General features: G+C 69.4%; 18 protein-coding genes and 1 pseudogene. 10 read left to right on the top strand and 9 right to left on the bottom strand.

Features of this window, described 5'->3' with window-relative positions; all coding sequences use genetic code 11:
* The first annotated feature begins 87 nt into the window (after window positions 1-87).
* The gene (locus ACVTJA_RS47320) at window positions 88-1,263 is read left to right on the top strand and encodes a hypothetical protein (RefSeq protein ID WP_465830824.1); all 1,176 of its coding nucleotides are present in this window, start codon (window positions 88-90) and stop codon (window positions 1,261-1,263) included.
* A gap of 2 nt (window positions 1,264-1,265) precedes the next feature.
* On the opposite strand, the gene yjjJ is transcribed toward ACVTJA_RS47320, so the two are convergent.
* Complete coding sequence (gene yjjJ, locus ACVTJA_RS47315) at window positions 1,266-2,561, bottom strand: type II toxin-antitoxin system HipA family toxin YjjJ (protein ID WP_465830822.1); 1,296 nt, start codon at window positions 2,559-2,561, stop codon at window positions 1,266-1,268.
* A 124-nt stretch (window positions 2,562-2,685) separates the two neighbouring features.
* Entirely contained in the window at window positions 2,686-3,621 is a 936-nt protein-coding gene (locus ACVTJA_RS47310; RefSeq protein WP_465830821.1) for a DUF1684 domain-containing protein, read from the bottom strand.
* Window positions 3,622-3,758: 137 nt separating this feature from the next.
* On the opposite strand from ACVTJA_RS47310, the gene ACVTJA_RS47305 reads away from it, so the two are divergent.
* The 4 genes from ACVTJA_RS47305 to ACVTJA_RS47290 all read left to right on the top strand — a co-directional run bounded on the left by ACVTJA_RS47305 (window position 3,759) and on the right by ACVTJA_RS47290 (window position 5,695).
* The gene (locus tag ACVTJA_RS47305; RefSeq protein ID WP_465830819.1) at window positions 3,759-4,625 is read left to right on the top strand and encodes a 2-oxo acid dehydrogenase subunit E2; all 867 of its coding nucleotides are present in this window, start codon (window positions 3,759-3,761) and stop codon (window positions 4,623-4,625) included.
* A gap of 31 nt (window positions 4,626-4,656) precedes the next feature.
* Entirely contained in the window at window positions 4,657-4,890 is a 234-nt protein-coding gene (locus ACVTJA_RS47300) for a hypothetical protein (RefSeq protein ID WP_465830817.1), read from the top strand.
* A gap of 72 nt (window positions 4,891-4,962) precedes the next feature.
* Window positions 4,963-5,298 (top strand): TipAS antibiotic-recognition domain-containing protein, encoded by a 336-nt coding sequence (locus tag ACVTJA_RS47295; RefSeq protein ID WP_465830815.1) that lies wholly within the window; start codon window positions 4,963-4,965, stop codon window positions 5,296-5,298.
* A gap of 91 nt (window positions 5,299-5,389) precedes the next feature.
* Entirely contained in the window at window positions 5,390-5,695 is a 306-nt protein-coding gene (locus tag ACVTJA_RS47290; RefSeq protein WP_465830814.1) for a cyclic-phosphate processing receiver domain-containing protein, read from the top strand.
* A 92-nt stretch (window positions 5,696-5,787) separates the two neighbouring features.
* Here the strand turns inward: ACVTJA_RS47290 and ACVTJA_RS47285 are convergent, their stop codons facing one another.
* Window positions 5,788-6,438 carry a bZIP transcription factor gene (locus ACVTJA_RS47285; RefSeq protein ID WP_465830813.1) on the bottom strand — a complete coding sequence of 217 codons (651 nt, stop codon included), beginning with the start codon at window positions 6,436-6,438 and terminating at the stop codon, window positions 5,788-5,790.
* Between the two features lie 939 nt (window positions 6,439-7,377).
* Here ACVTJA_RS47285 and ACVTJA_RS47280 point away from each other — a divergent pair.
* Window positions 7,378-7,566: pseudogene (locus ACVTJA_RS47280) on the top strand (hypothetical protein); the annotation flags it as partial.
* Between the two features lie 62 nt (window positions 7,567-7,628).
* Here the strand turns inward: ACVTJA_RS47280 and ACVTJA_RS47275 are convergent.
* The 3 genes from ACVTJA_RS47275 to ACVTJA_RS47265 form a co-directional block, all read right to left on the bottom strand.
* Window positions 7,629-7,793: a hypothetical protein gene (locus ACVTJA_RS47275; RefSeq protein ID WP_465825286.1), complete on the bottom strand. Its 165-nt coding sequence runs from the start codon at window positions 7,791-7,793 to the stop codon at window positions 7,629-7,631.
* Between the two features lie 437 nt (window positions 7,794-8,230).
* Complete coding sequence (locus tag ACVTJA_RS47270; protein WP_465830811.1) at window positions 8,231-8,989, bottom strand: transglycosylase domain-containing protein; 759 nt, start codon at window positions 8,987-8,989, stop codon at window positions 8,231-8,233.
* Window positions 8,990-9,028: 39 nt separating this feature from the next.
* Entirely contained in the window at window positions 9,029-10,987 is a 1,959-nt protein-coding gene (locus ACVTJA_RS47265) for a TonB-dependent receptor domain-containing protein (protein ID WP_465830809.1), read from the bottom strand.
* A gap of 189 nt (window positions 10,988-11,176) precedes the next feature.
* On the opposite strand from ACVTJA_RS47265, the gene ACVTJA_RS47260 reads away from it, so the two are divergent.
* From ACVTJA_RS47260 to ACVTJA_RS47250, 3 genes are all read left to right on the top strand, one after another.
* On the top strand, window positions 11,177-12,064 hold the full coding sequence (locus tag ACVTJA_RS47260) for a hypothetical protein (protein WP_465830808.1): 888 nt from the start codon (window positions 11,177-11,179) through the stop codon (window positions 12,062-12,064).
* A 461-nt stretch (window positions 12,065-12,525) separates the two neighbouring features.
* Window positions 12,526-19,680, top strand: coding sequence for a HAMP domain-containing protein (locus ACVTJA_RS47255; RefSeq protein WP_465840690.1), 7,155 nt, complete (start codon window positions 12,526-12,528; stop codon window positions 19,678-19,680).
* A gap of 118 nt (window positions 19,681-19,798) precedes the next feature.
* A complete protein-coding gene (locus ACVTJA_RS47250; RefSeq protein ID WP_465830806.1) occupies window positions 19,799-21,781 on the top strand; it encodes a hybrid sensor histidine kinase/response regulator in 1,983 nt (660 codons plus the stop codon).
* A 60-nt stretch (window positions 21,782-21,841) separates the two neighbouring features.
* On the opposite strand, the gene ACVTJA_RS47245 is transcribed toward ACVTJA_RS47250, so the two are convergent.
* The 3 genes from ACVTJA_RS47245 to ACVTJA_RS47235 all read right to left on the bottom strand — a co-directional run bounded on the left by ACVTJA_RS47245 (window position 21,842) and on the right by ACVTJA_RS47235 (window position 22,933).
* Window positions 21,842-22,126: a hypothetical protein gene (locus ACVTJA_RS47245; protein ID WP_465830805.1), complete on the bottom strand. Its 285-nt coding sequence runs from the start codon at window positions 22,124-22,126 to the stop codon at window positions 21,842-21,844.
* A 2-nt stretch (window positions 22,127-22,128) separates the two neighbouring features.
* Window positions 22,129-22,329, bottom strand: coding sequence for a hypothetical protein (locus tag ACVTJA_RS47240; RefSeq protein WP_465830803.1), 201 nt, complete (start codon window positions 22,327-22,329; stop codon window positions 22,129-22,131).
* Window positions 22,330-22,615: 286 nt separating this feature from the next.
* Window positions 22,616-22,933, bottom strand: a complete 318-nt coding sequence (locus ACVTJA_RS47235) for a type II toxin-antitoxin system RelE family toxin (protein ID WP_465830802.1) — start codon at window positions 22,931-22,933, stop codon at window positions 22,616-22,618.
* A 272-nt stretch (window positions 22,934-23,205) separates the two neighbouring features.
* On the opposite strand from ACVTJA_RS47235, the gene ACVTJA_RS47230 reads away from it, so the two are divergent.
* Window positions 23,206-26,193 (top strand): PAS domain-containing protein, encoded by a 2,988-nt coding sequence (locus ACVTJA_RS47230; protein WP_465830801.1) that lies wholly within the window; start codon window positions 23,206-23,208, stop codon window positions 26,191-26,193.
* Window positions 26,194-26,248: the final 55 nt, after the last annotated feature.

The following is a 26,248-nucleotide window of genomic DNA, read 5'->3' as shown; positions in this document are numbered from 1 at the left end:
GAGCCATGTGCACCCATTCGCCCCGCCGGCGCCCGGCTCTCTCCGGGCCGCCGGCATTTTCTTTTCGTGCGGGTGGGAGGTAGCGGGATGCGGGCGAAGGTGTGGGTGCTGGCGCTGGCGCTGTCCGGGTGCGGAGAGGCGCAGCAGGAGGACGGAGTTCCCCTGCACGAGGAGGAGCTGGGCACCCTGCGGCAGCCGGAAGGCGCGAGCGGCCCGGTGTCGTGGGTGCGCTTCGCCCGGGGCGCGGGCCATCAGCTCGGCTCGGCCGTCACGTCCGACAGGGACGGCAACGTGCTCACCACGGTGCTCTTCTCCGGAGGCGCGGACCTCGGCACGGGGCCGCTGGGCTCGGGAGATGCCGAGGTGCCGGGTGTCGTGCTCGCGAAGCATGCGCCGGATGGGCGGCTGCTCTGGACGCGCGTGTTCCAGGGGCGCAGGGGTGGACTGTTGTCAGTGAATGCGGTGGGCACGGACCGCGAGCGCAACGTGCTGCTCGCGGGCTGGAGCGAGCGGGGCGCCGAGCTGCGCTCGAATGAGGGCGCGGCGCCCGCGAAGGTGGAGGGGGCCTTCCTCGTGAAGCTGGATTCTGCCGGGAGGACGGTGTGGACGAAGACGCTGGAGGGGCACGGCGCCTTCCTGGCGAATGGCGTGGCGACGGACCGCGCGGGCAACGTGTTCGTGTCCGGCTCGCTGTTCGAGGGGCGCCTGGACTTCGGCGGGCGGGTGTTGCACGCGGACGGGCTGCGGGCCTTCCTGGCGAAGTACGGGCCGGACGGGACGCTGAAGTGGCTGCACGCGGAGGCCGAGTCCACGCAGGGCGGCGGCGTCGCGCTGGACGAGCAGGGCGAGGCGTACTTCTGCGGCACGGCGCCGGATGAAGCGCCGGAGGACCCGAGCACGGGGACGCGGACGGGGCTGCGGCGGCTCGGCGCGGAGACGGGGGCGGTGGTGTGGACGCGCTCGCTGGAGGACGGGGACTGCTCGGGTATCGCGGTGCATGGCAACCGCGTGGGGAGCCGGGGGTTGCCAGGGACGGCGGGCTCGCTCGACAACGTCTTCGTGGCGAAGCTGGACCGCATCGACGGGACGCTGCGGTGGGTGAAGGACTTCCCCTCGACGGCGGCCCTGGCGCTGGACGTCACCGTCACGCGTGAAGGAGAGGGTGTCATCGTGGGAGCCTTCGGCGGGCCCACGGACTTCGGCGGCGGGAAGGTGGCGCCGGAGGGGGACTACGACGCCTTCATCCTCCGGCTCGGGAAGTGAGGTCAGGCTCGTTGCGCGAGCACCGAGACCGCATCGCGATTCCGTGCGCAGTGCTCTCGAAGCGCGTCGCTGAGCAATGGCTCGCGGGCGAGTCGGGTCCAGTACTCCACCGCGTGACGGGCGGCGTCGGGCCAGACGTCGAGGGTGTCCGGGGTGGGCGGCAACGGCTCGAAGATGCGCTCGATGACATTCGTGCCCACGGGCGCGAAGACCATGGGCAGCATGTCGTAGACCGGTGCGAGCCTGAACTGCTTCGGGCCCTCGACGAAAAAGGACAGGTTGCCGAAGTGCCGGTCGGTGTTGCCGGTGAGCTGACCGAAGGTGTCGAGCCACCGCATGCGCCGGGCATCCTCCTCGGAGATGAGCCCGCCTTCGAGCATCCGCCGGGCCGCGCGTGTCCACGTATCGCGGTGGCCGAAGGACTCATCGTCGATGGCACCGAGCGACAGCAGCGCTTTCCTGCCTCGCACGCCGACACGGTCGAAGCGCTCGACCTCCAGGAAGCGCAAGCCACCCACTTCCAGCGTGTGTGCGGATGCAGCGGGAATCCCCGCGGCGCGGACCGCTTCGAGCGCGAGGTGCTCGCAGGTCAGCAGGTCCATCCACCGCCGCGAGGCCGAGCCGTCATCGCCTTCCGCGAACTTCACCAGGACGTGACGGCCCTCCGCGTACGTGAGGAACTTGGGTTGCTCACCTCCCGCCAAGGAGCCGGGCTGCCCCGCGAGGGACGCCCGGGCCAGCTCCGGGTAGCTGTCGCGGTGGACGGGGCCTGGTTCCTCCGCGAGGAACCGGCTCAGCGACTCATCACCCAGGATGAAGTTGCCAACGCAGTCCTCGCCCCGCCGCGCGAGGGCCACGAGGCGGTCGTCATCGTTCCAATCGGTGATTCGGACCGGAAGGCCCAGCTCCGGGTAGCGCTGCGTGAAGCTCCGGCCCACATAGCCCTGCGGGCTCATGTCCGCGGCGAATGGAGGCAGTCCCTCGAAGAGCTCGCCCTCGCCCTGCTCGCGTTCGAGCCAGTGGCGGCCCGCCGCGAGCAGGTGCAGCACTCCGTACTTCCGCGCGTGCCCCGCTTCATCCACCTGATGGATGGGGAGCCGCGTCCCCAGCGCAGGAAGCGTACGGGTGCGCGCGTATTGCGCCTCGGGACCGTGGCCGATTCGCAGGACCGCGTCACCCGCCTCGACAATGAGCCTCGCCAGCTCCGCCTCGGAGGCGCCGAACTGGCGGGCCAGCGCATCGGCCGGCACCAGGGCCTGACGGCCCAGCAGGGAAAGGAGCTGCGCCACGGAGACCATGTACGGGTTCCTGTAATACGAAACGTATTACAGGAACCAATACGAACGCATGTCCCGGGACCAGCACGTACGTATCTACCGGAGCCAACCGGCCGTGACGCGCTGGTGATTTCTCATCGCGCGCTCAGTGGTCCCCGAACCGCTTCTCGCCGGCCTCCACGCGGAGGGCGAGCCGGTTGCCTCGCGGAGGCAGGGGGCACGTCGCGAAGCGCGTGAAGGCGCAGGGCGGGTTGTAGGCGCGGTTGAAGTCCAGCACCACGTGCCCGTCCTTCGGCGCATCCGCGTACAGGAAGCGGCCCGCGCCGTAGGTGGCGTCGCGGTTCGTCTCGTCCGCGAAGATGATGAAGAGCTTGTCGCCCTCCTCCACCGGCGTCAGCTTGTACTCCTTGCCGTTCACCGTGAAGACCAGCGTGCCCGGCACCTTCATCGCCTCCTCGGTGCCCAGCACGTTCGGCACCTGGATGGTGCGCGGCGTCTCCGATGGCTCGAAGCGCGCGTCGACGCGCCACGCCGCGCTCGCCGGGTACGTGGGGATGCCGTGGAACTGCTTGCGAATCGCTGACTGGCTGTCCTTCACGCGCACGCCGAGCTTGTCCCCACGCAGAATCACCTGGAGGCTCAGGCTGCCGAGCTTCAGCACGTCCGGCGCGCCATTCTCGTCCGACTTGAGCGCGCCCCCGGTGAAGGGCTTCCCATCCAGCGTCAGCGCGACGCCGGGCGCCGGCTGGAAGCTGGCGGTGCTCCCCTTGCGCGTGAAGGTGCCCAGCTTCGCGGGCGTGCCCTCGGGGAAGTCGAGGTCGCTCTCCGGCGCGGAGCCGGCGGTCTGCTCGCCCTCCTTCAGCCAGAACAGGCCCACCAGCGTGAGCCAGCCTTCGTCCGACTGGAGGTTCTTCAGGCGCTGCTCGTGCCAGGCACGGGTGGCGGTGGCGATGTCTTCGGCGGCGGGCTTCGGGGCAGCGGAGGTCATGTTCTTGTCGGCGGGACGGGGCTGCGCGGGCGCGGCCTTGGCGGCCGGCGTGGCGTGGAGGGCGAGAGACAGGGCCAGGGCGAACGGCGTCATGTCGGATGCCTCGGAAGGGGGAGCCTCTCTGTCGGCTCCGGTGGCCCCTGTCTAACAGGACACGGCGCCCGGCGCAGGCGCACGTTGCCCGCCCCGGTTGCACGGCGCACACCCTCCGTGCGAAGCCGGGCCCCGACGTGGACCTCGATTTGACGCCAGCGCCGCCGCCCGGCGCCTTCCGCAAGCTCGCGCTGGGCGCGTGGCGCTCGCCAAGAGACCCCAGCGCGTACGCGGCGCTGGAGGTACGCATGGAACGGGCGCTCGCATACCTCGAGGCGTACCGCGCGCGCACCGGATGCCGCCTCACGGTGACACACCTGGTGGCCAAGGCCGCCGCGGACGCGCTCCGCCAGTACCCCGAGGCCAACGTGCTCCTTCGCTGGAACCGTCCTTCCCTGCGCAGGGACGTGGGCGTCTGCGTGCTGGTGGTGCAGCCGGCGGAGACGGGCCGCGCGGACCTCACCACGGCCACGGTGCACCGCGCGGATGCGCTGTCGCTCGGTGAGTTCGTGGAGGGGATGGAGTCGCGTATCTCCGACGTGCGAGCGCGCCGCGACGCGGTCATCGAGCGGGGCAAGCGCCGCTCGTACCGCATCCCTGGGATTCTCATGGGGCTGGCGCTGCGGCTGCTCTCCTTCGTCTGGTACACGCTGAACGTGGACCTGCGGTGGGTGGGGATGCCGAGAGACCCGTTCGGCTCGGTGGCGGTGACGAGCCTCGGCTCGCTGGGGCTGGAGCGCGGTTACGTGGCCATGGTGCCGTACACACGGGTGCCCCTGCTGCTGGCCCCGGGCGCGGTGCGGCGCGTGCCCGTGGTGGAGGGGGGCGAGCTGATACCGGGCCGGCAGCTCGCGCTCACCTGCACGTGGGACGCGCGCCTCCTCGACGTGGACCTGGTGGCCTGTGTCCTGCGCCACATTGGCGCCACGCTGGAGGACCCGGAAGCGGCGTGGGGGGCTCCGACGAATCCCCCGGGGGCTGCGAGCGGCACGTCGGTGGGGTAGAAAGGGGCTCGCTGCTCCTGGAGGTACCGCCATGCCCGTGGATACGAACCGACGCATCAGCTCTGCCCGCCCCGTGGGCCGCGCGCTGGGTGGGCAGGACCGCTACGAGAAGGAAGCCGTCGAGGGGCCGGCCGAGGGGGCGCTCGCCATGACGCGCCGGCAGCGGCTTTCCGGTGGGCCCGTGAAGGCGGGCGAGGAGAGCCCCTTCGCCGCGAAGCTGCGGCGGCTCGCGGGCGGTACGCCACCGGACGACGAGCAGCGCTAGCCCTTGCGCCTCACGTGACGTGAGGGTGTAGCCAGTCATTCCGCCGAGTCGTGGCGGGATGAGGTGGCGACCATGTTCGAGAAGCACGAAGCCTCCGCGAGGGAGGCCCGTGGCGAGGTGCTGGACGAAGCGTCCCTGCACGAGGTGATGACCGAGTGGCCCCAGGTCATCGCGAGCGTCCGCGAGGAGATGGACCGGGGCACGGACCCCTCGCATGCCTCGGTGCGCTCCCTGGCCGAGCGGTGGATGGAGTTGGTGCGAATCTTCACTGGCGGCGACCCCGGGCTCGAATCCTGGCTGCGCGCGCTGCACCAGCGGGAGCCTGGTGGGAACGCGAGGCATGGGGTGGACCCGAAGCTCTTCGGGTATCTCGGGAAGGCGATGGCGAGCCTGGATGAGTCGGAGTAGGGCGCCTCGCGGGCCCGAAGGGTCAGCCCCTGTACGCTGAAACGTCCCTGGTGCGCGGGCGCGTGATGCCCTTGATGGAGGACGGGCTGCGATGAAGGTCTACCTGGACGACGAGCGCCCCACGCCCGAGGGCTGGGTCGCGGTGCGTTGGCCCGAGGAGGCGATTTCGCTGCTCGAGGGCGGGCAGGTGACGGACCTGAGCCTGGACCATGACCTCGGGGATGACGCGCACGGCACGGGGTACCACGTCCTGCTCTGGTTGGAGGAGGCGGTGGCGACGCGGGGCTTCGTGCCGCCGCGCGTGCGCGTGCATTCCGCGAACAGCTCCGCGCGCCAGAAGATGGGGCTGGCGATTGCGCGCATCGAGCGCTTCGCCCGTGAGCGCGGCAGCACATGACGGTGTGCTGAAAGAAGCCTCCGGGGCGCCAGGAGGGTCAACGACTCCCGCCTGGCGGCCCGGAGTGGGACGCGCGTGGGGCGCGCTTCACGTCAGCGGGTGCGCGGCTGGACCTGCTGCTGGGGCTGCTGCTGCTGTTGCTGAGGCTGCCGCTGTTGCTGCTGGGGCTGTCGGACCTGCGACGCTTGCGGAGGCTGGGGGACGACCTGGATGCGAGTCGCGTAGCCGTCGCCGTCGGCGGCGAGGTTGAAGGCCGCCTCGACGGGAGTGCCCGCGGGGATGCTCTGCACGGAGATGCTCTGGCTGCCGCGGGTGGCGCGCGTCCTGTCGCCGACGAAGAGCGTGTAGAGGTCACCGGTCTCTGAGTCCCGGAGTTGGATGCGGTCCTTCGTGGTGCCGGTGACCTGGCCCTGCATGAGGACGCTCGCCACGACTGTGGTGTTCGGGTCCGCCGCCGGCGCCGAGCTCGCCGAGCCCGAGCCGCCCGTACCCGTGTTGTCCATGGGGACGCTGGTGCGGCGCAGGGTCGCGATTTCCCGCTGGAGTTGTTCGACCTGCGCGCGGAGGCGCTTCACCTCTTGAGCGTCATGGGTTGTGCCGGCCGTGCCCGCGCCCGCGGCGCTCGCGCTTCCTCCGCCCGCTCCGCCGGTGCCACCACCACCGGTGCCCGTGCCCATCGAGTTCGTGCCGGACGCGCCACCTGTACCGGTGCCACTTACGTCCGAGCCACCCGTGCCGCTCACATCCGAGCTCGAGGCCCCCGTGCCCGAGCCGCCGGTGCCACCAACACCCGAGCTACCCGTGCCAGTCGTGCTCGCGCCACCGGTTCCACCGGTCCCCGTCGTGCCCGTTCCTGTCGCCGTGCCTGTGCCACCCGTCGTGGCACCTGTCGTGCCGGAGCCACCCGTGCCCCCAGCGCCAGTGGTGGCACCCGTGTTCGTCTCGATGCCGCCCGTGCTTCCGGTTCCGCCGGTGGTCGCACCCGTCGCGGTTCCCGTCTGTCCGCTACCACCGGTACCGTTCTCATTCGTCGTGCCCGTGGTGCCCTGCTGTCCCCCGGTCGTCCCCGGCGAGAAGGTCCCCGTCGTCTGGGAAGCTCCCGTGCCTCCGCCCGCTGTCCCCGCGCCACCCTGCGCACCAGTGGTACCGCCGCTCGTGGCCCCGCCTGCCGCCGCGCCTCCGCCTGAGCCTCCGCCTGCTGATTGGGCGAGCCCCGCGGTCGAGAGCAAGAAGCTGAAGGCCAGGGCAGCAGTGGTAATCGCGCGTCGCATGGTCGGTTCCCTTTCCCTTCCCCACGCAAAGGTGAGGTCCGAGGACGAGGCGACAAGCACGGAGCGACAGAGCCATGCGAAAGCACGGCCGCACGCCAGCACCCGGAGCGGGAGCCATCCAGCGGCGTAGAGCTCGCTGCATGCATAGGCACTTCAAGGCGGCCCGGTTTGGTGCCCGTCGCGCCTTCTTCGCCCGGCTACAACCCAATCCCATTGAAGTGAAGGAAGGGACGAGACGTTGCCCTCCGCCGGCTATCAGGATCGTGGATCGAACCTGGCCACACTCATGTCAACCGAGCTTCGGGAAAGCGCCACGTGAGCGGGTATGGGCTTGAAGCTCCAGGTCACGCCTCCTGCCCGGTCCACCTGAAGGAGTGCCTACCCGGGAGGAGGGGCTCTGCATCCCAACCCATGTCAGCCCCCTCCGGTAGAAGGGTTTCATGGAAGGAACGTTCCTTCCACGGGACGGCCGCCCCGGAGGGGGCGGGAAGGGGCAGGGGCATGGGGTTCACGGAGTATTTCCTGTCGGGGATGATGCAGAGCTCGGCGGAGGTGCTGGGCCAGCACGGCTACGAGCACGTGAAGGCCGAGCAGTTGGCCCGGGCCGCGGGCATGTCGGTGGGCTCGCTGTACCGACGCTACGGCAGCAAGCCGCGCTTCGCTCAAGAGGTGCGCGACTTCAGCGAGAATGTCTTCTGCCAGGACGTGGACTGGGCGTACATCTGCAAGCACGGGGCGGAGGGCGTCACCTTCCGCGAGGCCTTCTTCGTCTTCTGGAACGCGATGGCGAAGTGGGCGCTGGGCAAGCCCGGCCCCTTCAGCTTCACCTTCCTGCATCCGAGGGTCCCCGGCCAGCAGGTGCCCGGCGGCGCGGCGCGGGCGCTGGTTCGCGAAGTTCTCCAGCACGGCGAGCAGGAACAAGCGCTGAGACCCGGCTGCGTCAGGGCGGGTGAAGCCCTGGTCTGGGGCACGCTGACGGAGCTGGCGCGGGCGTCGGCGGAGCGCAACGAGCCGGTGTACCTGGAGGATATCGCCGAGTCGGGAGAGGCTCTCTGGCTCGCACTGGCCAGGGAGGACTCCGGTGGCTCACGGCGCGGCGGAGTCCCTCCAGGCCCTGTTCAGTCAGAGTCCCTTGGCTCACAGCGGGTCGAAGCTGTGTCTGTCCCTGTTCAGTCAGAGTCCCTGGACCTCATGAGCCACGAGGCCCGCGCACCCGGGCAACACGTCCTCGCGTCCCAGGTCCATGCTCCCGCGACATCTGTGCTCATTCGGGAGTCTGCTGACCCGGGACGGGACAGGGCTCCCAGTCCATGGGCCGTGGCGCCAGGACCGGTGGAGCCCGGAGCGCCGCGTCCGCTTCCTCCGAGGAGAGGACGCCTGTCTCGCCCATCCGCTTCAATATCCAGTCGCGCCTCTTGCGAATCGGGTCCGGAAAACACCAGGGGTCCCTCCTGCTGCCGGGCGCATCCGCCACCGCGAGCAGCAAGGCGGTGCCCGCCGCGTCCAACTGGGCCCACTCATTCCCGAGCAACACCCTCGCACCCGCTCTCATGCCAACGACACGGTGACCGAGGTAGGTGTGCTCCGCGTCGAATGCGAGCAACTCCTCCGCGCTCCAGCTCCGGGTGAGCCAGACGAGCAGTCCGAACTCCTCGAACCTCTTCAGGTGCGGGTGCCCCATCTGGCTCAGCTGACTGAACCATTGCCAGGCGACCCGGTCCGCCAGTCTCGAGCCCCGGCACGACGTACCCATGGGACGCTGCTTCATCAGAGAGAAGCGCACCCAGTCACCGACGTACGTTCCCAGCCAGATGGGCTCCACCTGGCGGGTCGTCGTCCCCTCGAGCGACGTCCACCGCATCTGGACATACAACGGAGGCAGTGGAGCCTCCTCGGTGGGACGGGGAAGCACGGGCACTCGCGCGAGCGCGGTCTGGTGGAGACACTCCGATGCGGCCACCAACCCCATCCATCCGAGGCACAGCAGCCACATCACCCACTTCGTAACGCGTCTCCAGGACATGGCCGCAGCCCATGTGCAGTCTCCGGGCCAACAGCCTCTTCAGAAGTCGTACCGCACGCCGAGGCGCACCTGACGCGGAACCTGGTAGCGCGCGGACGCGAAGCCGGTGTCACCCGTCTCCGCCCGGATGGGCTCCTGCGAGTTGAGGACGTTGAACACGTCGAGGCGGAACGTCACTTCCTGCCCCCTGCCTGGCGCGTACCGCACGTCGATGAACGCATCCAACGAATGCATCCACGGCGTGCGCTTCCCCGAGTCCTCCAGCAACAGGCCCGACGCCCCCAGGTACGAGGCGCCGATATCGGCTCCCCACTGACGGAATGCGCGGAAGTAGAACTCCCGCGTCACGTAGACGCGCACGACATGGGGCCTGTCCATCGGCAGCCGCTGTCCGGACTCGAGCCCATCCCACGCGGCGAACGGGCTCACGTAGTTGCCCGTCAGCTTCGACCACGTGTAGCTCACCTGCCCCTGCCAGGGGCCCACGACGATGTGGCGCAGCTCCACCGTCAGCGCGTCGTAGTCGCGCGCCGCGCGAGGCGACTCTGCGGCGAGCCCGGAGCCGGGATTGACGAGCACGACGCCGTTGTCGTCCTCACTGGACACGAGCGCGAGCCCGTTCTCCAGCGTCCGGTGCGTATACGTCGCGGCGAAGACCCTCTGTGCCAGGAACTCGTATTCGAGCCCCGCGATGGCCTCGCGTGAGGACAGGGGCTCGAGGTCCGCGTCCAACGTCACGTCCGCCGTCGCATCCAGGAACCCCAGCGGAATCAGCCCCTGGAACCTCCCATAGTGGGCGAACACCTTCATCCGGCCGTTGGCCCACGGGTCGATGATGAGCCCTACGCGAGGCGAAAGCCGGGCGCTGGTGATGCGGCCACGGCTCGCCTCGTCGATGCGCTGCACGTCGTAGCGGGTGCCCAGGTTCAGGGTGAAGCGGTTGGAGAGGGACATGCTGTCCTGCACGTAGCCTCCGAAGACCTGGCTGGGAGTCCTCACGTCCCCGCGCTCGTAGGCGAGCCATTCCGAGTCCACGCCCGCCCTCGTCACGTGCAAGCCCAGCCAGTGAGACAGCAAGATGACCCTGGCATTGGCCTGGTAGCGGTCCATCGTGAGCTCCTCGGCGGCGTCGGCTCGGGGCGTCACCTGCTGTGACAGCCAGCCCGCGTTGACATCGAGGAGCAGCTTCTTGTCCATGAACCCGCCGGAGTAGTGAAGCGAGGTCAGCCTCGAATCGAGGCTCCCGCCCTCCTGCGAGGACGGCGCGGTGACGAGCGCCAGCGACACGTTGTGGTCCTGATTGATGAGGTACGTCAGCTTGCCCAGGGCCTGGAGGCTGCGCGCGTCGTCGAAGGTCCGCGGGGCGCTCTCCTCCGAGCCCGGAGCCTGGAGGGTGCGCTCCACCCGGCTCAGCACCGGAGTGACTCCCGCGAAGAACCAGAGCTTGTCCTTGAGGAGGGGGCCGCCCAGGATGGCCCCGAAGTCTCCCTGGTGCTTGAGCGCATCCTGGCTCGCGAGTCCCGCGCTCTCGCGGCGCCCCTCCAGCAGCCCCGGCGTCCAGAAGGCGAAGAGCGAGCCGTACAGCGCGTTCTCGCCTGACCGGGTCATCGCCTCCAGGACTCCGCCCGTGGCATGGCCGTATATCGGCTGGTATCCACCCGAGACGATGTTGGTGTCCTGAATCAACTCGGTGCTCAGGGAGAGGGCGTTGAGCCCCAGCACCGCGTCGCGCAGGGACAGCCCGTCCAACTGGTACTCGTTCTCGAAGGGGGAGGCGCCGTTGATGGAGAGCCCTCCTGCCTCCTCCAGCACTCCCGGGATGAAGGGCGCGAGGTCCTCGGTCGAGCGCAACGCATCGCGAGAACCCGAGGTCCTGCCGAAGACACGGTAGCGGTCGAGCCCGGCGAAGCTGGCCCCGCGTTCCTCGGCTCCTGACGCCGAGGCCATCAGAAACACCGCCAGGACTCCCACGGCCCGGAACATCTTCTTCACGCGCATGCTCGAATCCCTTCCTCGAGCCGCGAGCGTGCCCCCGCGCACCGGGCGCATTCCTCACCGTTGCATCACGGTTGCTACACGAAACACGCAAGCGGCCAGCCGGCCATGGGCACCGGCTCCCACGGAAGGCGCGCGAGACTTTTTTGTGCTGTCCTGGGGTGGCGCAGGGGACGTGATGGAGGACCCGCCGTGGGTGGACGGGAAGGCCCGGTGACAGGGAGCAGGAAGGGAGGCCGGGCCTCCGCGAGGACCGTGCGCGCCCTCAGCGCCCGTCCCTGGCCGCTCACCATCGCCATCGCCGCCACGCTCGGGCTGCTCGTCTACACCGCCACCACCAGCCTGCCGTACCTCATCTCCTCGCCCACCACGGACCCGCACTTCGGCGCGCTCAACCACTGCCTCTCCCGCGCGCTGCCCGCGCCCCGGCTCGGCTGGGCCGTGTCGCCGGATGGCTCGCGCGCCGCCGTCTACGGCCCGCGCGCCGTGGCCGTGTGCGGCACCGACGGCACCGGCTCGCGCATGGACGTGACGGGCGCGCTCGCCGCCACCTTCGGCGGCGACAACCGGCTCTGGGTCTCCGCCGGAGGCCGCCTCCTCCGCGAAGAGCACGGCGCACTTCGTTCAGTAGGCGACTTCGCGCCGGTTTCACTCGTGGGCCATGCCGGAGGGGTGCTGGCGCTGGACGAGGCCGGGCAGCTCGTCTCCGTCTCGTCCGAGGGGGGCGTGCTCGGGCAGGCCACCGTCCCGGGCGCCGGTGCCCGGCTCTCCGTGGGAGCCGCCGGCACCCTGGCCGCCGTGCTCTCCGACGGGCACGTGCGCCTCTTCGAGGCCCGCACGCTCGCCCCACTGCCCGCCGAGCCCCCGTGCCCCGTCTCCACCCTCTGGTGGCTGGATGCGCCGGACCGGCTGCTGATCGCCTGTACCCCCGAAGGGACGCAGGCCTTCACCTGGGACGTCCGCACGGGGGCGCATGCCCCGAAGCCGAGTACGCCGACGGTGCCTGCTCGCCGGCTCCTCGGGCGTGCCCTCTATGTCCAGGGGTGCGACGGTTTTCCGTGCACGGCTCCGGCCCCTTGAGGTGTTGGAGAAAGGCTCCGGGCACCGTGCCTTCACGGGGCGTCCGAGCACGTGGGCCCTCAGGGTTCACTACTTGACGGACAGGCCCGTAAGCACCCGGCTTTGAATCGACAAGCCCGCGAACTCCTTGGAGATTCGCGGGCCGCCGGGCGTCGCTCAGAAGTCTGCTGCAGCGCTCATCCCGATCAGAGGTCTCACGCGTGGACGACGACACCAAGCTCCCCAACCCGAACGCCAACGGCCGCAAGCGCGCCTCGCGGAAGGCTCCCAACAATGGGGCCTCCCATGCCGAGTCGCCCGCCAGCGCCGGCTCCGAGCGAGAGAATGTCGCGGCGAACAGGCTGCGCGCCGAGCGGACCCGCGCCCGTGCCGCCGAGCCCAAGCCCGAGGAGCCCGCCATCGGCGGTGGCCGTGGCGGCCGCACGCCCTCCACGGGGGCGCGCACGCGCAACGGCCACCCCATGCAGCCGCTGCTCACCGCGCTCCGCGCCGTGCAGGCCGGTGACTTCTCCGTGCGTCTGCCTGGCGGCGGCGCCGACGCGGTGATGGCCGAGATTGCACGCGCCTTCAACGCGGTGGTGACGCTCAACTCCGCGATGACGCAGGAGATGGTCCGCGTGGAGCGCGTCGTCGGCCGAGAGGGCCGCATGGGCGAGCGCGTCTCCCTGGGCGACGTCCGGGGCGACTGGGCCACGAGCATCAACAGCATCAACGCCCTCATCGGCGACCTGGTGCAGCCCACCACGGAAGTCGCGCGCGTGCTGGTAGCGGTGGCCGAGGGAGACCTCACCCAGAAGATGGCCCTCGAAATCGACGGCCAGCCGGTCAAGGGCGAGTTCCTCCGCATCGGTACCACCGTGAACGCGATGGTGGACCAGCTCAACTCGTTCGCCGCGGAAGTGACTCGCGTGGCCCGCGAGGTGGGCAGCGACGGCAAGCTGGGTGGCCAGGCCGACGTGAAGGGCGTGTCCGGCGTCTGGAAGGACCTCACCGACAACGTGAACCTGATGGCCAACAACCTCACGGCCCAGGTGCGCAACATCGCCGAGGTGTCCACCGCCGTCGCCAACGGCGACCTGTCCAAGAAGATTACGGTGGACGCGCGCGGCGAGGTGCTCGAGCTGAAGAGCACCATCAACACGATGGTGGACCAGCTCAACGGCTTCGCCTCGGAAGTGACGCGCGTGGCCCGTGAAGTGGGCACGGAAGGAAAGCTGGGCGGTCAGGCCGCGGTGCCCGGTGTGTCCGGCACGTGGAAGGACCTGACGGACAACGTGAACTTCATGGCGTCCAACCTCACCACCCAGGTGCGCGGCATCGTCAAGGTGGTGACGGCCGTCGCCAACGGCGACCTCACCCAGAAGCTGATGGTGCCGTCGCAGGGTGAGATTGCCGCGCTGGGCGCGACGCTCAACAACATGACGGACACGCTCAACGTGTTCGCGCAGCAGGTGACCAGCGTCGCCCGCACGGTGGGCGTCGAGGGCAAGCTGGGCGCCCAGGCCCAGGTGCCCGGCGCCGCCGGCACGTGGAAGGACCTCACCGACAACGTGAACCTGATGGCCAACAACCTCACGGCCCAGGTGCGCAACATCGCCGAAGTCACCACGGCCGTCGCCAAGGGTGACCTGTCCAAGAAAATCACGGTGGACGTGAGGGGCGAGGTGATGGAGCTGAAGGACACCATCAACACGATGGTGGACCAGCTCCGAGCCTTCGCTTCCGAAGTGACGCGCGTCGCCCGCGAGGTGGGCACCGACGGCAAGCTGGGCGGTCAGGCCGACGTGAAGGGCGTTGCCGGCGTGTGGAAGGACCTCACGGACAACGTGAACTACATGGCCTCCAACCTCACCACGCAGGTGCGCAACATCGCGCTGGTGACGACCTCGGTGGCCAACGGTGATTTGTCCAAGAAGATTACGGTCGACGCGCGCGGCGAGATTCTCGAGCTGAAGAACACCATCAACACGATGGTGGACCAGCTCAACTCGTTCGCCTCGGAGGTGACTCGCGTTGCTCGCGAGGTGGGTACGCACGGCAAGCTGGGTGGCCAGGCCGAGGTGCGCGGCGTCTCCGGCACATGGAAGGACCTCACGGACAACGTGAACGTGATGGCCGTCAACCTCACCACGCAGGTGCGCGGCATCGCCAAGGTGGTGACCGCCGTCGCGAATGGTGACCTGACCCAGCGCCTGAAGATGGAGGCCAAGGGCGAGGTGGCCGAGCTGGCCGACACCATCAACGCGATGACGCAGACGCTGTCCATCTTCGCCCAGCAGGTGACGGACGTTGCCCGCACGGTGGGCGTGGAAGGGAAGCTGGGCGCCCAGGCGGTGGTGCCCGGTGTGGCCGGTACGTGGAAGGACCTCACGAACAACGTGAACCTGCTCGCGAACAACCTCACCGACCAGGTCCGTAACATCGCCGAGGTGACGACGGCCGTCGCGAAGGGCGACCTGTCCCGCAAGATTACGGTCGACGCGAAGGGCGAGGTGCTCGAGCTGAAGAACACCATCAACACGATGGTGGACCAGCTCCGCGCCTTCGCCTCGGAAGTGACGCGCGTCGCGAAGGAAGTGGGTACGGAAGGGAAGCTCGGCGGTCAGGCCGACGTGAAGGGCGTGTCCGGCGTCTGGAAGGACCTCACGGACAACGTGAACTTCATGGCCTCCAACCTCACCAGCCAGGTGCGCGGCATCGTCCGCGTGGTGACGGCGGTGGCCAACGGCGACCTGAGCCAGAAGCTGACGATGGAAGCGAAGGGCGAAATCGCGGCCCTCGCGGACACCATCAACGCGATGACGCAGACGCTGTCCATCTTCGCCCAGCAGGTGACGGACGTCGCCCGCACGGTGGGCGTGGAAGGGAAGCTGGGCGCCCAGGCGGAGGTGCCGGGCGTCGCGGGCACGTGGAAGGACCTCACGAACAACGTGAACCTGCTCGCGAACAACCTCACCGCGCAGGTGCGCAACATCGCGGAGGTCACCACCGCCGTCGCGAATGGTGACCTGTCCAAGAAGATCACGGTCGACGCGAAGGGCGAGGTGCTCGAGCTGAAGAGCACCATCAACACGATGGTGGACCAGCTCCGCGCGTTCGCCGCGGAAGTGACTCGCGTCGCCAAGGAAGTGGGTACGGAAGGCAAGCTGGGCGGTCAGGCTGACGTGAAGGGCGTGTCCGGCGTGTGGAAGGACCTCACGGACAATGTGAATGTCCTCGCCGGCAACCTCACCGACCAGGTGCGCAACATCGCCAAGGTGACGACGGCCGTCGCCAACGGCGACCTGTCGCAGAAAATCACGGTGTCCGTGAAGGGCGAGGTGCTGGAGCTGAAGAACACCATCAACACGATGGTGGACCAGCTCCGCGCGTTCGCCTCCGAGGTGACTCGCGTCGCCAAGGAAGTGGGCACGGAAGGCAAGCTGGGAGGTCAGGCCGCGGTGCCCGGCGTCGCGGGCGTGTGGAAGGACCTCACGGACAACGTGAATGTCCTCGCCGGCAACCTGACGGACCAGGTGCGCAACATCGCCAAGGTGACGACGGCGGTGGCGAATGGCGACCTGTCGCAGAAGATTTCCGTCGAGGCGCGCGGCGAGATTCTCGAGCTGAAGAGCACCATCAACACGATGGTGGACCAGCTCCGTGCGTTCGCCGCGGAAGTGACGCGCGTCGCGAAGGAAGTGGGTACGGACGGCAAGCTGGGCGGTCAGGCCGCGGTGCCGGGAGTCGCCGGTACGTGGAAGGACCTCACGGACAACGTGAACAGCATGGCCTCCAACCTCACCGCGCAGGTGCGCAACATCGCGCTGGTGACGACGGCGGTCGCCAACGGCGACTTGTCCAAGAAGATTACGGTCGACGCGAAGGGCGAAATCCTGGAGCTGAAGGACACCATCAACATCATGGTGGACCAGCTCAACAGCTTCGCTTCTGAAGTGACTCGCGTGGCCCGCGAAGTGGGTACGGAAGGAAAGCTGGGAGGGCAAGCGGAAGTGCGCGGCGTGTCCGGCGTCTGGAAGGACCTGACGGACAACGTGAACTTCATGGCCCGCAACCTCACCACGCAGGTGCGCGGCATCGTCAAGGTGGTGACGGCCGTCGCCAACGGCGACCTGAAGCAGAAGCTCGTCGTCGAGGCGAAGGGCGAGGTGGCCGCGCTCGCGGAGACCATCAACAACATGACGGACACGCTGGGCACCTTCGCCGAGCAGGTGTCCACGGTGGCCCGTGAGGTGGGCGTCGAAGGAAAGCTGGGCGGTCAGGCCCGCGTGCCCGGTGTGGCCGGCACGTGGAAGGACCTCACCGACAACGTGAACTTCATGGCGTCCAACCTCACCACGCAGGTGCGCGGCATCGTCCGCGTGGTGACGGCGGTCGCGAACGGCGACCTGACCCAGAAGCTCATCGTCGACGCGAAGGGTGAAGTCGCGGCGCTCGCGGACACCATCAACAACATGACGGACACGCTGGGCACCTTCGCCGAGCAGGTGTCCACGGTGGCCCGCGAGGTGGGTATCGAAGGAAAGCTGGGCGGCCAGGCCCGCGTGCCCGGTGCGCGCGGCACGTGGCGGCAGCTGACCGACAACGTGAACCAGCTCGCCGGTACCCTGACGAGCCAGCTGCGCGCCATCTCCGACGTGGCCACCGCCGTGACGAAGGGCGACCTGACCCGCAGCATCACCGTCGTCGCCGAGGGCGAAGTGGCGGCGCTGAAGGACAACATCAACCAGATGATCGTCAACCTGCGTGAGACCACGCAGAAGAACCAGGAGCAGGACTGGCTCAAGACGAACCTGGCGAAGTTCTCCGGCATGATGCAGGGCCAGAAGAGCCTGGACGCCGTCAGCCGCCTCATCATGAGCGAGCTGACGCCGCTGGTCTCCGCCCACCACGGCGCCTTCTTCCTGGTGGACGGCGAGGCCGGCACGCCCCTGCTGAAGCTCACCAGCACCTACGCGTACCGGGAGCGCAAGCACATCGCCAACCGGTTCCGCCTGGGAGAGGGGCTCGTCGGCCAGGCCGCCCTGGAGCGGAAGACGATTCTGCTCACCAAGGTGCCCTCGGACTACATCACCATCTCCTCGGGCCTGGGTGAGGCCACGCCGCTCAACATCATCGTCCTGCCCGTCCTCTTCGAGGGCGAGGTCAAGGCGGTCATCGAGCTGGCGTCGTTCCACCCGTTCAGCTCCATCCACCAAATCTTCCTGGACCAGCTCACCGAGTCCATTGGCGTGGTGCTGAACATGATCATCGCCAACATGCGCACGGAGCAGCTGCTGCTCCAGTCGCAGGGCCTCACGCAGGAGCTGCAGAGCCAGTCCAAGGAGCTCACGGTTCAGCAGGAGCAGCTCAAGCGCACCAACATCGAGCTGGAGGAGAAGGCGAAGCTGCTCGAGGAGCAGAACCGCCGCGTCGAGGAGAAGAACAACGAGGTGGAGCGCGCCCGCGTCAGCCTCGAGGAGAAGGCGGAGCAGCTCACCGTCATCTCCAAGTACAAGAGCGAGTTCCTGGCCAACATGAGCCACGAGCTGCGCACGCCGCTCAACTCGCTGCTCATCCTCGCCAAGCTGCTGTCGGACAACAAGGACGGCAACCTCAGCAACAAGCAGGTGGAGTACGCCAACACCATCTACGCGTCGGGCGGAGATTTGCTCAGCCTCATCAACGAGATTCTGGACCTCTCCAAGGTGGAGGCCGGGAAGATGCAGGTGGAGCCGCGGGACATCGTCCTGTCCGAGCTCAACCAGTTCATCGACCGCGGCTTCCGCCCGGTGGCGGAGCAGAAGGGGCTGGCCTTCACGGTGGAGGTGGCGCCGGGCACGCCGCGGCACATCCGCACGGACCCGCAGCGCCTGCAGCAGGTGCTGAAGAACCTGTTGTCCAACGCCTTCAAGTTCACCGACGAGGGCAGCGTCCGGATGAAGGTGGCGCTGGCGGACCGCGCGACGCGGTTCGACCACGAGACGCTCAAGCGCTCGCGGCACGTCATCGCCTTCGCGGTGACGGACACGGGCATCGGCATCCCCAAGGACAAGCAGCGCCTCATCTTCGAGGCGTTCCAGCAGGCGGACGGCTCCACCGCGCGCAAGTACGGCGGCACCGGCCTGGGCCTGTCCATCAGCCGCGAAATCGCCAAGCTGCTGGGCGGCGAAATCCACGTCAGCAGCGAGCCGAAGAAGGGCAGCACCTTCACGCTGTACCTGCCGCCCGAGTACCTGAGCCCCGAGGACGATGGCCTCCCGCCGCTGTCCGGCTCGGGGGACTCCATGCCCCGGGTGCCCGGGCCGCTCGAGCCCATGGGCTCGGCGCCGGCGGCCGCCCACGTCCCGCCCGCGGTGGCGGAGAGCAGCCACGTGCTGGACGCGGCCCTGCCGCCGCCGGTGGAGTCCAACCAGGCGCCCGTCGCCGTGGAGGATGACCGCGAGCACATCCGCGAGGGGGACCGCGTCCTCCTCGTGATTGAAGACGACGTGAAGTTCGCCCGCATCATGGTGCAGATGGCGCGGGAGAAGGGCTTCAAGGCGCTGGTGGCCACTCGCGGTGACACCGGCCTGTCCATGGCCAACGAGTACCAGCCGCACGCGATTACGTTGGACATCCAGCTCCCCGTGGTGGACGGCTGGAGCGTGCTGGACCGCCTCAAGCGCAACGCGCGCACGCGGCACATCCCGGTGCACGTCATCAGCGTCATGGACAAGCACCAGGGCAACGCGCAGGGCGCCTTCGGCTACCTCACCAAGCCCGTCAGCAAGGAGGGCCTGGAGCGCGTCTTCAACCAGCTCGCCAGCTTCCTGGAGCGCAAGGAGCGCCGGCTGCTGTTGGTGGAGGACGACGACGTCCAGCGCGACAGCCTGGTGAAGCTGCTCAGCGAGGGCGGCGACGTGGCGGTGACGGCCGTGGCCACCGGTGAGGAGGTCCTCCAGAACCTGGAGAAGAACGAGTACGACTGCCTCGTCATCGACCTGCTGCTGCCCGACACGGACGGCACCAAGCTGGTGGAGGAAATCAAGACGCAGCAGCGCTTCCGTGACCTGCCCATCGTCGTCTACACGGGCAAGGAGCTCACTCCCAAGGACGAGGCGCGGCTGCGCAGGTACACGGGCAGCGTCATCCTCAAGAGCGGCTCGAAGAGCCCGGAGCTGCTGCTCAGCGACACGGCGCTGTTCCTCCACCGGCTGGACCAGAACCTGCCGCCGAGGGCACGCGCGGCGCTGACCCAGCGCAACGAGAAGGACTCGGAGCTCACCGCCAAGAAGGTGCTCGTCGTCGACGACGACATGCGCAACATCTTCGCCCTCACCAGCGTGCTGGAGAACCACGGCATGCAGGTGGTCTTCGCGGAGAACGGGCGGGCCGCCATCGAGATGCTGGAGCAGCACCGTGACGTGGACATCGTCCTGATGGACGTGATGATGCCGGAGATGGACGGCTATGAGACCATGCGGGCCATCCGCAAGGACCTCAAGTACGCCAGCCTCCCCATCATCGCCGTCACCGCGAAGGCGCTGAAGGACGACCGCGAGAAGTGCATGGCCGCCGGGGCGAGCGACTACCTGCCCAAGCCGGTGGACACCGACAAGCTGCTGGAGCTCATCCGTCTGTGGGTGACCACCTGACGGACTGAGTGATGGCTAGCACACGGCTTGCCTCCGCCGGGCTTGGGTCCGGCGGGGGCTGCGCCTAGCCTCTCCCGGCTGGAATGCTACGGACGGGGCTCCCCTCCATCCCATCTCCATGACGCCTAGCGAACACATCCCCGCCGAACGCCCCCAGGACGGCGCCCCGCGCCCGCGGGCCAGCATCTTGATGGTGGATGACCACCCGTCCAACCTGCTCGCGCTCGAGGCCATCCTCGACCCGCTGGGTCAGGAGTTGGTGAAGGCCACCAGCGGCGAGGAGGCGCTCAAGTTCCTCCTCAAGCGTGACTTCGCCGTCATCCTGATGGACGTGCAGATGCCGGGACTGGACGGCTTCCAGACCGCCACCCTCATCAAGCAGCGCGAGCGCACGCGCACCATCCCCATCATCTTCCTCACCGCGCTCAGCCGCGACGCGGCCCACGTCTTCAAGGGCTACGCGCACGGCGCGGTGGACTACCTGCTCAAGCCGTTCGACCCCGAAATCCTCCGCTCCAAGGTCAGCGTCTTCGTGGACCTGTTCCTCAAGGAGCAGCAGATTCAGCGGCAGGCGGCCCAGCTGCGCCAGCGCGAGCGCGAGGCCCTGGAGCGGCAGAGCGAGCTGCGCTACCGGCGGCTCACCGAGTCGCTGCCGGAAATCATGTGGGCGGCGCGGCCGGACGGCTCGTTCACCTACGCCAACCGCGTCGGGCGCGACTACACCGGCGTCAACGAGGACCAGCCCCTGTCGCTGGCCACCTTCCTGGAGTTCGTCCACCCGACGGACCGGGAGGCCATGCGCCACGTGTGGGAGCAGACCATCCGCCTGGGCCAGCGTGTGGAGCGCGAGTTCCGCCTGCGCCGCTTCGACGGTGTGTACCGCTGGCACCTCTTGCGCGCGGTGCCCGAGCGCGACGAGGCCGGGCAGCTCGTGGGCTGGATTGCCATCGCCACGGACATCGACGACAAGCGCCGGGCGGAGGAGGCCCTGGGCCGCTTCAAGACGACGCTGGACGCCACGCTGGACTGCGTCCTCATGTTCTCCCCCGACTCGCTGACGCTCACCTATGCCAACGCGGGCGCGGCCAAGCAGCTCGCCTCCAGCGTGGACGAGCTGGTGGGCCTGTCCGTGCTGGAGGTGGAGGGCGCCTTCGACGAGGCGGGCTTCCGCAAGCTGCTGGCCCCGCTGCTCAGCGGCACGCTGCCGAGCCAGACGTACTCCACCACCCACCGCCGCCGCGACGGCAGCGAGGTGCCGGTGGAGGTGATGCTCCAGTTCGTGGCCGCCAACGAGGGCCCGGGCCGCTTCATCTCCGTGGCGCGCGACATCACCGAGCGCCAGCGCGCGGAGACGGCGCTGCGGCTGGCCAGCGAGGCGAAGGACGCCTTCCTCGCCGCCGCCAGCCACGAGCTGCGCACCCCGCTGGCCGCCGCCAAGGGCCACGCGCACCTCGCCCTGCTCAAGCTGGGCAACGAGACGGAAGCGGGCCCCGGCAAGTCGCTCAAAATCATCAACCGCCAGATTGACCGCATGGCGAAGCTGGTGGAGGACCTGCTGGACATCAGCCGGCTGCAGGCGGGGCGCCTGTCGTTGGAGCTGGAGCGCTTCGACATGAGCGAGCTGGTGCGCGAGACGCGAGACCGCATGGCGGTGCTCTCGCAAGGGCACGAGCTGCACGTGGAGGCGCCGGAGCACCTGGAGGGCACGTGGGACCGCGGGCGCCTGGACCAGGTGCTGACCAATCTCCTGTCCAACGCCATGCGCTACTCGCCCGAGGGCGGGCAGGTGCTGGTGCGCCTCATCGGAGAGGGCAATGAGGGCGTGCACCTGGCCGTGAGGGACCGTGGCGTGGGCATCCCCAAGGACAAGCAGAGCCTCATCTTCGAGCGCTTCGGCCGCGCGCACGGCAGCAAGTACGGCGGCCTGGGGCTGGGGCTCACCATCAGCCAGGGCATCGTCGAGCAGCACGGCGGCCGCATCTGGGTGGAGTCCGCGGGCGTGGCCGGCGAGGGCTCCACCTTCCACGTGTGGCTTCCGCGCGAGACGGTGCCGCAGCTCGCCGCCGTGCACCAGTCCGGTGGTACGCGCACCGCGAGCTGAGGTGCGGGAAGGGCACGGCCTTCCGCGTGCGGCTCGCGCCCGGGTGGAAGGCTTCCCGCGTCACGCCCGGGCCGGTCCCCCGGGACGCATCGGGCTGACGCCCGTCACCCACAGCATGCGGGTGTCGGGCTCCAGCCGGTACGTCACCTCGTGACCGGAGGCGCGCAGGGAGAACTCCTCCGCCGCTTCCTCCTCGCTGACCCACTGCCGCAGGCCCACCGTCGCGGCGATGCCCGCGAGCTGCGCATCCAGCACCGCGCGGTCTCCCGGCGTCAGCGCCTGCCACGCGGCACGCGCCTCCAGCGCGGTGGCGACACGCCACGCCCCGCCTCTCTGCCGGCCCATGCTCACGGCGACTCGGGAGCGCGGTGGATGTCCACCAGGAGGAGGGTCCGTGTCGCGTCGTCCCGCTCGTAGCTCACCACCAGCGGACCCACGGTGAGGTTGCGCCGGGCGGCACGCTCCGGGGCGGGGGGGCCCTGCCTGCCGCACCTCGCGGCCAGGTCCTCCACGGCGTGCTGGAGCACTTCGAAGAGCGCGGTGGGCATCAGCCCGATTTCTCTCCACGCCTCGGGCGCGAAGACGACACGGTAGGGACCCGCGGCTCTGGGAAGGGAGCGGTGCATGGTGGGGGGACGGGCTGCACGGGCGGGATGTCCGCCGTCGATGACCCGGGCATCCGCCTCCCGGCCACGGGAGGGACTGGAGTTCCGGGAGGGGGAGTTCATCGAAGAACGTCAGAGGGGGAGCGGTAACATTTGCAGGGCGGAAACAGGCGTATCCGCCTGCCGCTTCTGGGGCGCTCGCGGCGGGTGGCTCGCCGGGCCGCGCCCGCTACCGGGGACCCGCCGGAGGCGGAAGGGTGGCGAGCCGGAGCGTGACTTCCGTCAGCCGGATGGCCTCGCGCGCCGGGTCCACCTGGTACAGGAGGACGAAGTCCCCCACGGTGAGCGACAGCGCCGTGTCCACCCCGGCGCCAGTGATGAAGCGTGGATCCGGCAACCTTCCTTCGGAAGCCAGCGAGGCCAGTGCCGTCAGCCGCTGCTGGAGGAGCACGTAGTCCTGGTTGGAGAGGTGGCCGAGCTGACGCCACGCGGATGGAGCGACCTCGACCGCGTACGCGGGAGGTGAAGCGGGGGTGGGAGATTCCATTCTGACTCGCGCCCTAGCAACCTCCACACCAGCCCGAGGGTGCCGGGAATCAGACGTTTGGCGCGAGCCCCGGGGCCGGTGCCTGTAGAAATTCGGGAGTCGTTCCGGCTCCCACCTGTAGCTTTTTCAAACCACGTGGGCGCCGCCGGGTGTTTCTGCCCCGTGAGGCTGTTGCCCCGTGGACAGGCGGAGGATTTCGCGAGGCCTTGCCGCTCCCGTTGCGAGCCGTCGGCCCAATCATCCCAGCCACGCGCGGTCCTTCCCACTCCCGCATGCCTGGCATCGCCGACCTCATCGAAAGCCACCGTGAGCTGCTCGTGCGGCGCTTCCTGGACGAGGCCCGCAAGCTGGAGAGCGCCCGGGGTCTCAAGCCCGCCGAAATCATCAACACGCTGCCGGACTACCTCTCCACGCTCGCGGCCCTCTCGCGCCAGGGCAACGCGGCGGACACGGCGACGGCGAAGCAGCGGCAGGAGGAGGCCCACATCGGGAGCCGCCTGCGGCTGGGCTACAACCAGGACGAGGTGACGACGGAGTACGTCATCCTGGGGCGGCTCCTCGCCGAGCGCTGGGAGGACCTCCCGCCCGCGGAGCAGCCCGCGCCCGAGGACTCGCAGCGGCTCTTCACCGCGCTCGATGCCGCCATGGACCACGCGGTGGCCGCCTTCACCGGCTACACCATGGAGGACCGGCAGCGCGAGAAGCGCACCCTGCGCCAACTGGAGACGCTGGCGCCCAAGTCATTGGGGCGCGACGAGCCCGTGGGGCCGCACGTCACGCCCATGGTGCGGCTCATCATGGAGGCCATGGAGGCGGACGGGGCGGAGCTGTTCCTCGTCGGCGCGCCGGGGACGCTGCGGCTCGTCGCCTCCACCGGCCGCTGCGAGGGTTCCCCGGAGCCGGGGCGCGTGCTGCCCCTGGACGGCAATACGTTCCTCGCCCGGGTGGCGGCCTCCGAGGAGCCGCTCGTGCTCGCGGGCACGGCCGAGTCCACCACCGCGCAGCGCGAGGGGCTGTGCGGCGGCGGGCTGCCCACGCTCATGGGGCTGCGGCTGTGGCCGCACGGCGAGCTGATGGGCGTCCTCTACGTCGGCGTCGCCCGCGCCCGGCCCTTCCAGCCGCAGGCCAAGCGCTACCTGGAGACGCTGGTGGAGTACCTCTCCGGCATCCTCGACCGGGCCTTCCTCTTCGGTCAGCTCAAGGACGCGCACGCGCGCCTGGGCACCTCCGAGGAGCGCTACCGGCTGGCGAGCCAGGCCATCACCGACGCCATCTGGGATTGGGATTTGTCCACCGACGCGGTCCTGTGGAACGAGGGCGTGGAGACGCTGCTCGGCTTCCTCGCGCACGAGGTGTCGCCGCACATCGACTGGTGGACGTCCCGCATCCACCCCGAAGACAGGGAGCGCGTGGTGCGCGGCGTCCACCGCGCCATCGACGGCGGCATGGGGCGCTGGCGCAGCGAGTACCGCTTCCTCCACCGGGACGGCCACTACGTGCACGTCACCGACCACGGCGTCATCGCGCGGGACGCCTCGGGCCGGGCCGTGCGCATGGTGGGCGCCATGCAGGACATCAGCGTGCGCAAGCAGGCGGAGGAGGCGCGCGCGCGGCTGCTCAAGCGGGAGAGCCAGCGCGCCGAGCAGCTCCGCGGCCTGGCCTCCGCGTCCGTCACCATCAGCGGCACGGCCACGCTGGACGCGCTGCTGCGAGTCATCGCCGAGCAGGCCCGCGCGCTCATCGGCGCGCACCAGGCCATGACGTCCATGGCGGTGAAGGGGCGGGAGGGGCCGTCCCTCCAGGCCCTCTCGTTCTCCGACAGGTACGCCGCGTGGCGCGAGTCCTCACCGCCGCTGGATGACGGCGGGCTCTACACGTACGTGGCGCGCACGCTCCGCCCGGTGCGCCTGTCGCAGGTGCAGTTGGAGTCGCATCCATATTGGAAGGGCGCGGGCCCGCCGGGCGGTGAGCGGCCGCCCCTGCGCGGCTGGCTGGCGGCGCCGCTCATCGGCCGCGACGGCATGCGCCTGGGATTGCTCCAGCTCTCCGACAAGTACGAGGGGGACTTCACCGAGGAGGACGAGGCCCTGCTCATGCAGCTCGCGCAATTGGCGAGCGTGGCGATTGAGAACGTCCAGCTCTACTCCGCGCTGAGCCAGAGCGAGGACCGGGTGCGGCTGGCGCTGATGGCGGCCCGGCTGGGCACGTGGGATTTGGACCCGGTGTCGGGCGTGCTGCGCTGGGACGAGCGCTGCAAGGCGCTCTTCGGCCTGCCGCCGGACGCGGAGGTGACGTGGGACACGTTCCTCACCGGCCTTCACCCGGAGGACCGCGAGCACACGGCGCACGTCGTCCAGCGCGCGCTCGCGGGCGACGCGGGCGGGGCGTTCAACGTCGAGTACCGCACCGTGGGCCCGCACGACGGCGTGGAGCGCTGGCTGTCCGCGCACGGCCAGGCCTTCCTGGACGCGCAGGGCCGTGCGGTGCGCTTCATCGGCACCGTCATGGACGTCACCGAGCGCAAGCGCCTGGACGCGCGGCTGCTCAGGCGCGAGGAGGAATTGCAGCGGCGCGCGGACCTGGAGGAGAAGCTCATCGGCATCGTCAGTCACGACTTGCGCAACCCGCTGAATGCCATTGGCTTCTCCACCATGCTGCTCCTGCGCCGCGCGGACCTGGACGAGGCCGCGCGAAAGGGCATCGACCGCATCCGCAACGCCACCGGGCGCGCGGACCGGATGATTCGAGACCTGCTCGACTTCACCCAGGCGCGGCTCGGTGGAGGCATTCCCATCCACCGCAAGCCGGCGGACCTCCATGAGTTGGTGCGCGCGGTGGTGGAGGAGGTGCGGCTGGCCAACCCGGGACGGCGCATCGACGTCACCACGGTGGGCACCGGCGCGGGAGAGTGGGACACGGACCGGCTGGCCCAGGTGGTGACGAACCTCCTCGGCAATGCCCTGCGCTACGGCGCACAGGATGCGCCCGTGCGGGTGGAGACGCACGCGGAGGACGGTGTGCTGGAGTTGAACGTGCACAACGCGGGCGAGCCCATCCACCCAGACGTGCTGCCCATCCTCTTCCAGCCCATGAAGCGCGGCACGGGGCGCGAGCAGGCGACGACGCGCGGGCTGGGGCTGGGGCTCTACATCGTGGACCGCATCGTCCATGCCCACGAGGGCACCGTCACCGTGAGGTCTTCCGCCGGGGAGGGAACGACCTTCTCCGTGCGCCTGCCGCGTCACGCGGGACGCCAGTGATGATGTTGGGTTACAAAAGTGTCGTGAATTGCAATTGTGTCAGCGGGCGCTCGTC

It is taken from the genome of Pyxidicoccus sp. M6, from assembly GCF_055568925.1.
Note: the sequence above shows the minus strand (reverse complement) of the source record. Positions and strands in the feature narration are given on the sequence as shown.